This is a genomic window from Terriglobales bacterium (assembly GCA_035454605.1).
GTDB lineage: Bacteria > Acidobacteriota > Terriglobia > Terriglobales > Acidobacteriaceae > DATMAB01.
The window spans coordinates 22,475-29,901 of sequence record DATIGQ010000115.1 but is presented as its reverse complement, the minus strand read 5'-3'; the positions used below and the strand labels follow the sequence as shown (position 1 = coordinate 29,901).

Annotated in this window: 6 protein-coding genes; all 6 read right to left on the bottom strand. The window is 65.6% G+C overall.

The window, feature by feature from the left end; all coding sequences use genetic code 11:
• Positions 1-680 (bottom strand): RNase adapter RapZ (gene rapZ, locus VLE48_08085; protein ID HSA92954.1); only part of this gene is annotated, 680 nt, incomplete at its 3' end.
• Positions 681-807: 127 nt separating this feature from the next.
• On the bottom strand, positions 808-1,947 hold the full coding sequence (locus VLE48_08080; GenBank protein ID HSA92953.1) for an ankyrin repeat domain-containing protein: 1,140 nt from the start codon (positions 1,945-1,947) through the stop codon (positions 808-810).
• Between the two features lie 59 nt (positions 1,948-2,006).
• A complete protein-coding gene (gene raiA, locus VLE48_08075; GenBank protein HSA92952.1) occupies positions 2,007-2,615 on the bottom strand; it encodes a ribosome-associated translation inhibitor RaiA in 609 nt (202 codons plus the stop codon).
• A 57-nt stretch (positions 2,616-2,672) separates the two neighbouring features.
• Positions 2,673-4,412, bottom strand: a complete 1,740-nt coding sequence (gene rpoN / locus VLE48_08070; GenBank protein ID HSA92951.1) for an RNA polymerase factor sigma-54 — start codon at positions 4,410-4,412, stop codon at positions 2,673-2,675.
• 35 nt (positions 4,413-4,447) lie between these two features.
• Positions 4,448-5,176, bottom strand: a complete 729-nt coding sequence (lptB, locus tag VLE48_08065) for an LPS export ABC transporter ATP-binding protein (protein ID HSA92950.1) — start codon at positions 5,174-5,176, stop codon at positions 4,448-4,450.
• Positions 5,176-7,419 (bottom strand): LptA/OstA family protein, encoded by a 2,244-nt coding sequence (locus VLE48_08060; GenBank protein HSA92949.1) that lies wholly within the window; start codon positions 7,417-7,419, stop codon positions 5,176-5,178. Before VLE48_08060 ends, lptB begins: the two co-directional genes overlap by 1 nt.
• Positions 7,420-7,427 lie beyond the last annotated feature (8 nt).

The following is a 7,427-nucleotide window of genomic DNA, read 5'->3' as shown; positions in this document are numbered from 1 at the left end:
TTCGTCTGCGGAAAGCTGCGCACGTAGCGGGCCACGCGCGGGTCCTTACCGGTGAGCGGACGCAGCTCGGGGATGAAGTGCGGATTGGGCAGGAAGCGCACGTCGAACACCAGGTCGGTATCCTGCGGCGTGCCGTTACGGTAACTGAAGCTGATGCACGAAACCAGGATGCTCTTGTCCGAAGCCTCCTGGCGGAACTTCTCCGTGATGTAAGTGCGCAACTGGTGCACGTTAAACGCGGAGGTATCCACCACCATGTCAGCCAGCCTGCGGATGGGGCGTAGACGGCGGCGTTCCGCCCCGATGGCGGCGCGCACCGGCTCATCCGCCCCCAGTGGGTGCGGTCGGCGCGTCTCGCTGAAGCGCCGCTGCAGGGCCTGATCGCTGGCTTCCAGGAATATCACCCGGGTGTTCACCGACTCGCGCAGGGACTTGAGCACCGCCGGCAGGCGGCCCAGGCGCGTACCTTCCCGCACGTCCACCACCAGCGCCGCCCGCTGAATCCCCGCGGACTGGCCCACAAGTTCGGCGAAGTTGCGGATGATGTCCACCGGCAGGTTGTCCACGCAGTAGTAGCCCAGGTCCTCGAAGGCTTTCAGTACGGAGGCTTTGCCGGAACCGCTCATCCCGGTGATCACGACTAGGCCGGAGGCGGACCGTCTGGCGCCGCGTGCGGACATCGTCCTCTTTTTTCGTCTTGCGGGATGCCGTCGGCGCGCCATGGGAGAGCGATGGTACCACTGCGCCGGTGTCGCGTGTCAGATCCGATGGCTGAGCCAAACAGAAAGCTATCGCAACCCGCGAGGGCTAACGCGCGGCGGCTTGCTGAAGAAGCGAGATCACTTCCGCGTTGTCGGGGAGCCGTGAGGCCAGATCCAGGGCGGAAGCGCCGGAGGAAGTGCGCGCCTCCGCATCGGCGCCGGCTTGCAGCAGCGCCTCGACCACAACAGCATGCCCGCGGGCCGAGGCTTCGATCAGGGGCGTGCGGCCGTCGTGGCGGTGCGCGTTCGGATCTGCCTTGGCCGCAAGCAAGGCGTTGACGGTACGCAACTCCCCGCGGATGGCGGCCAGCAGCAGCGGGCTGGTGCCGTCGCCGGCCGTAGCATTGGCTTGCGCGCCGCGCAAGAGCAGGGCGCTGGTGGTCAGTGCATCGCCGTTTTCCGCAGCCATCATGAGGGGAGTCCAGCCGGCGCGCGTGCGAGCGTCCACTTCGCTGCCGCGCTCCAGCAGGTACCGGATCAGGCCATCCCGTCCCCGGGAGACGCCGTGGTGTAATGCCGTCCAGCCGCTTTCGTCGCGCGCTTGCAGGCGCTGGCGGACCACCGCATCGAGACGAGCCTCCGGATTCTTCCCCTTGGCGGTGAGCGGAGGCGCGTCCAGAATCGTGCGCGCGAGTTCATCTTCACCATTGGAAGTGGCCAGCATGAGCAGTGCGACGCCGTGCCAGTCCTTTGTGTCTGGATCTGCTCCGGCTGCGAGCAGCGCCAGCGCCGCTTCCTTCTGGTGGGCGGATACCGAAACAAACAGCGCGTCCCAGCCGTTGCTGTCTGTGGCGTGCAGGTCGGCGCCTCGCGCCAAGAGCAGCGCAATCAGATCCGTGTCACCTGTCTCGACAGCAGACATGAGCGCCGTCCACCCTCCGGCATCGGCGGCGTTGACATCGGCGCCGGCGTCGAGAAGGCGTGTCACCATATCCACGTCGCGCGCCTCCACCGCCGCCATGAGCGCGGTGACGCCATCCTCATCTTCTGCCAGGTTGGGATCGGCTCCCTGCTCGAGCAACGCAGCCACCGCCGCGAGGTCGCCTCCATACACGACGTTCAGCAGGCGCTTCGCCAATGCGGCAGACTTGGCGGGACGGAGTTTGGCTGTCCTGGCGGGTGGAGAAGGCGGAGCTTCCTGTTGGGCCCCGCTGGTGGCTGACGCGAACGCGCCCACCAGCACCATCCACCAACACCGTCGGAAGATGGCGGCCGTGGTTCTGCGTGCTCGATCCTCGCCACGCCTCATGGCGCCTCGATCAGCTCCAGTCTGCCGTCGCGGGTGCGATGCAGCACCTTCACCTTGCCGTCGCGGTCGCGGAAGACAAAGACATCGCGATCGCGGAACTCGGCCTCTTTGATGGCCTCTTCCAGAGTCATGGGGCGCAGAGCCACGGCGTCTCGGGCTCGGACCACGTGGGCTTCCGCGGTTCGCAGGGTCGCGGGGAATGCGTGCACCACCACCGGTACGGCCGTGGACTCCGAAGGACCCACGGCGGCTCGCTTGGCCTTGGGTTCGCGGCGACGAGGGCTGGGGCCTCCATCCCATTTCTTGCGCGCCTTGCGCTTGATGGTGCGCCAGCGGCTCTTGTACTTCACCGCCTGCCGGTCGATGCGGTCCAAGGCCTCGCCGATGGCGCCGGACATGTCATTGGCCTCGGCGATTCCGACGATGGGATGATCGCGCACCACGATGGTGATCTCGGCGATGTGCCGGTGGCGCTCGATGGTGAGGACGACGTGGGTATCGAAATTATCGCCCAGGATCTTTTCCAGCTTGGCCAGACCTTGCTCCACCTGCTTGCGGACCGCGGGAGTGACTTCGTACTGTCTGCCGGTGTACTCGACGTTCATGGACTCCCTCCTCGGGCGCTGGCGGCGGCCGGCGCCGGAATGGAACCGCTACCGCAACTATTTTTTGACTCGGCGCTGGTGGGTGCTCGGGATGCGCATGTCTTCCCGGTACTTCGCGACCGTGCGGCGAGTGACCTGGATGCCCTGCGACTGGAGGATGCGGGTGATCTGCTCGTCGGTCAACGGCCGGGTGGGATCTTCTTCTTCGATCAGTTTCTTGACCCGCTGCTTCAGTACCAGCAGAGAGGTCGTGCTGCCCTCCGGGCCCTGTACGCCCTCGCTGAAGAAGTAGCGCAGCTCCAGCACACCCTGCGGCGTGTGGACGTACTTATTGGCCACCGCCCGGCTCACCGTGGAGGGATGCACCCCGATCTCTTCGGCCACCTCCTTGATCATCATGGGTTTCAGGTGGTCCATGCCCTGGTCGAGGAAATCCCGTTGCCGGTCCAGGATCACCTGGCAGACGCGCTGGATGGTCTGACGACGCTGCTCGATGTTCTTGATGAGCTGCACTGCCGACCGGTAACGCTCCTTCACGTAGGTTCGCACCTCGCGGTCGGCGCCATCCCGGTTCAGCAAGCGCCGGTAGGCGGGATTGAGCCGCAGTTGGGGAACGTCCTCATCGTTCATCACAATGAGGTACTCCTCGCCCTGCTTGACGAAAGCGACTTCCGGCTCGATGAGCCGCGGTTCGCTGCGGTTGTAGCGCAGGCCGGGGCGCGGATCGAGCGTGCGCAGGTAGCTCACGGCGCGCTCCACCGCCTCCGCCGGGCGACCGATAGCGCGGGCGATCTCCTTCTGTTGGCGGCCCTCCAGCGCCTTCAGGTGGTCACTCACCACCGCAATGCAGTCGGTCAGGACCTGGTCGAGATCTTCCTCAACCTCCAGCTCCAGTTGCTGGCGCAGTTGCTGCTGGTACTCAAGTTGGGCCAGCAGGCACTCGCGCAAATCGCGCGCCCCCACACCGACCGGATCGAGCTGGCGAACTACCGCGTGGGCCTCTCTCAACGCCTCCGCGTCGAACTCGGGCTCGGCCGCCGCCGGTGACGGCATGGAGATGACGTTGCTGCCTTCGTCTTCGGCGCCTTCGCCCTCGGCGCCTTCGTCCGCCGCCGTGGCCACCTCGGGTTGGACTTCCGGTAGAGCCGCTCCGCTCTCTGCAGGCTCCTCGGATGCCACAGCCTCCGCGGGTTCGTCCTCCGGCCCCACCTCGGGCTCTGGCGACTCTTCCTCTGCCGGAGCGACGTCGGCAGGTTCCGCCATCCGCTGCCCACGGGCCGCGGCCAGTAATTCCTCGTCCGTCGCGGTGAGATAGCCGTCCTCGTTCAGATTGCCGATGATCAGCTCGGCGGCGGCGCGCACCTGGTCCCGCAGGTGCAGCGAACGCAACTGCCACATCAAGTGGTCGGTCAGGGTGGTCGGTGATGAAAGGAAGTTCTCAAACGACGGGCGCTCGGTGATTTCGGCCGCCGGGCTGCGGTAGCCCGGGTCGAGGTAGTCGCGGAAGTAGGAGCCGAAATCGATCTCCTCGAACGGGTCGCGCTGGCGCTCCTGTCCGTTGGCCTCTTCCGCGGCGACGCTGGCGCGATCGTTCTTCTCCTCGCTTCGCGAGACGTCGTCGATGGAGGGGACGGGCGACTCCAGTTCCTCCAGCACCGGGTTCTCCACCATCTCGGCGTTGATCATGTCCTTGAGCTCCAGCTTGTTGAGCGCAAGGACGCTGACCATCTGCACCAGACCAGGGGTCAGGATCTGCTTCTGCGTGACCTTGAGGTTGAGTTTGGTCTGGAGTTGCATGAGTCCCGGTCAGAACGTTAAGACTACTACTTTCCTCAAACCAGGGTGAAACTCTCGCCCAGGTACACCTTTCGGACCTCCGGATCGCGGCTGAGCTGATCCGGAGTGCCCGACCGGAAGATCTTGCCATCATTGATGATATAGGCGCGGTCCGTGACCGTCAGGGTCTCACGCACGTTGTGGTCCGTGATGATCACCCCGATGCCGGAAGCTTTGAGGTCGAAGATGATCTTCTGCAGGTCGAGCACGGCGATGGGGTCAATGCCCGAGAACGGCTCGTCCAGCAGGATGAAGGTGGGCGAAATACAGAGGCTGCGCGCGATCTCTACCCGCCGGCGTTCGCCTCCCGAAACGGCGTACCCACGGTTGCGCCGGATCTGGGCCAGGCCCAGGGTCTCGATCAGCTCCTCCGCCTTCTCCCGGCGCTCGTGCCAGGAAATGGGCTGGGCCTCCAGCACCGCCAGGATGTTCTCCTCCACGCTCAGCTTGCGGAAGATGGAGGGTTCCTGGGGCAGGTAGCTGATGCCGAACTGGCGCGCCCGCAGGTACATCGGCACCTGGGTGATGTCCTGGCCGTCGAACAGCACCCGGCCGCTGTCCGGCGGGGTGAGCCCCACAATCATGTAGAAGGTGGTGGTCTTGCCGGCTCCGTTGGGTCCAAGCAGCCCAACTACTTCTCCCTTATGGACTTGCAAGCTGACGCCATTGACCACTCGGCGACCGCGGTAGGATTTTCCGATGTCGTCCGTCGCCAGTGTCTGCATTACTTCTTCAAGACTTGCGTCTGGGTGACGCTGCGGGTCGAAGGACTGCTTTCGACCAGCACCCTATCATCGCGACTGAAGAAAGTCAACGAATCGCCCGTCGTAGTGCCCAGTTCGGCACCAAAAATGCTGGGAAGCTGCCCCGGCGCTCCCGTCAGGACGAACCTTCCCTCCGACGCCGTATAGACCAACCTCTCCCCGGAAGCCCGCCGCTCCCCCTCCCACACCCCTACCCGCCCTTCCGCCACTGCCTTCTCCAGGCGGCTGGGACTGGAGGCGCCGCCGGGCTGCAGGGTGACGTCCAGCCGGTCCGAGGCCACACGGAATCCAGCCCCGCGGAGGTTCACTCCGCCTTCGAAGTGGGCCTGGCGCTGGGCATCGCTGTACCTCAGCCGGGTTGCCGTTGCGTTCACCGGCGTAACCTTGCCCTTTTCGTCGGCCTGCACAAAGACGGTGGAAACCTGCCCTCCGCTCCGAGCTTCCGCCATGAGCGTGCGCTCCCCGCGGTCGAACTCGATGACCGGGGCCTCAATCACGCTCGCGCCCTGCCACAGCCGCGCGCCACCCTCGTAGCGCGCCGCGCTCGATGCTCGGCGAGCCACCATCGAACCCGCCGTTACGTGAATAGGATTGTTACCGGAAAACAGCGACGCCGAGGGCTGGCCGCCTGTCGGCTGGTAGGTGGTCTTTACGTTGCCCTCGGCCGTGGCCTCGCCTTCACGCCGGGAAAAACGTAATGTCTGCGCGGTGGTGGAGATTGCACCTTCCGTAAAGCGCGCCGAGCCCGTAAGAACGATCTCGTCACGCGCGGGGATGTAGCGGGCCCTCTGCGAACTGGCGGAGCGCTCGCCTTCGCTGTAGCGCACCTCGCCTTCCTGTTCGACGGCGGAAACCGTCCCCGCTTCGTTGAACGCCACCAGCACCTGCCGGCTCGTACTGACGCGCGGCGGGCCCCCGGACACATTCGAAGTGATGCGTGCATCGGGTGCGCCACGCAGCGACTGCAGCCGGTTGCCCTTCCCGAAGGCGGCTTCGAATACCCCGGCCGTGATAACCGTAGATGCGGCGCCGCCCGATGCCCGCGTCAGCCTTACCTCCGCAGCGCCCCCCGTCGTCGCCCGCTCCAGTCGTTTGCCTTCCCGCACGAAGAGATCCACAGAATCCGCTGCCAGTTCGGCGCTCTGGCTCTCTGCGCTTGTTGCCCGCGCCACCCGCGGCGGCTTGCGCTCCATGCGCACTCTCTCGCTCGCTCGGATTTTGGCCAGGCGGTTGCCCGCGGTGAACTCCAGCAGCACTCGCTCTGCGGAAGCATCGACCGGTGACGTCCCCTCCGACTCCAGCGTCACCCCGCCGGAAAGCAAAGCGGTGTGAAGCGTCTGGGCCGCGTTGAACGTGAACTCGGCGCGTGGCGCGCGCAGCGTAGCCGGCGACGCGCCTCCTTCGGCTGTTTTGACGTTACCCTCGGCCGCCACCCGTTCCACGGTATTGTCGTCACGCAACAGGACCCTCACACGATCCGCCTCGAAACGACGCTCTCCCTGCTGGGCGCGCACCTGCACCAGTTCCACCTGCCGCGGGTCCTTGCTGATAGTGGCGCTCGCGGCCGTAACCAGGGCCTGCTTTTGGCCGGAGCGGATCTCGATTTGCGACCCCAGCCGCAGCACGTTGCTGGCCGAGTCATAGGTCACGCCCACGGCCGTGCCGCTGGCCCAGGGCACGCGGAACTCCAGGCGCTCCCGCGTCTCCGCCTTGCCCGTCTTGTGATTGAACACCAGCCCGCTGGTCTTCAGGTGAATGGGATTCTGCAGCTCGTCGGGCGGAACGAGGTCGGGCCTCTCTGCGCCATTGACGTCCGATTCCAGGTCGATATGCACCTCGCCCTTGGCCGTGATGTTGCCGGTGTTCGGGTCATATTCGAAATCGGAGCCGTAAATCTGATCGAAGCGGTCCGAGCGCCTCCCATACACCACCACGCTCACGTCCTTCAACTCGGCGCGGCCGCCGGTGGTCAGCCGGATAGCCCGCGACGCCTTCACCGTGAAGAGCGTTCGCCCGGCTTCGGAGCGCGAAAGGGTAAAGCCCTCGGTGCTCTGCTGGATTTCGACGCCCAGTTGCTTGGGAAGCTCGCGCGCGATGCGCCGCTCCGCCCAGCGGCCGGCAACGTACCAGCCAGCCACCAGAACGACCAGCAACACGGCCGCGGCAGCAAACCAGCGCCGCAGACGATGGACATCGAGGGGCATGGGTTCAG